General features: G+C 61.3%; 1 protein-coding gene. It reads right to left on the bottom strand.

Annotation, left to right across the window (positions count from 1 at the left end; translation table 11 throughout):
• Positions 1 to 91: 91 nt before the first annotated feature.
• On the bottom strand, positions 92 to 328 hold a 237-nt coding region (locus BIU91_RS19120; RefSeq protein WP_216099627.1), incomplete at its 5' end, for a hypothetical protein.

Below are 328 nucleotides of genomic sequence, written 5' to 3'. Positions count from 1 at the left end.
GTTCTGCGCTCGCGGGGCTCAGTTGAAGAGCGACGCTGCGCCAGGCTTCGCTGCCGAGCACTCCTCAACGGACACCGTCGTACTTCGACTACTACGCAACGCCCGACCCGCTTGTTGCGATTCCGGTCAGGACCGCGGCGGCGGCGAGTAAGAACCCTACGACCATCACGGCAATCGGCCACTTCCGCGGTGGGAATCCCCGACCCGGTCGGAAGTTGATCCCGCAATAGATGACACCAGCCGCGAACGGCACTGCGCCCGCGGCAAACGTCACTATGAGCAAGGTTTTCATGCGACTACCAAACCTGTAGTCGCGCAGATATTCATT

The organism is Curtobacterium sp. MMLR14_002, from assembly GCF_001864975.1.
In the GTDB taxonomy this organism is placed as follows: domain Bacteria; phylum Actinomycetota; class Actinomycetes; order Actinomycetales; family Microbacteriaceae; genus Curtobacterium; species Curtobacterium flaccumfaciens.
The sequence above is the reverse complement of the archived record's forward strand: the minus strand, read 5'-3'. Positions and strand labels throughout refer to the sequence as shown.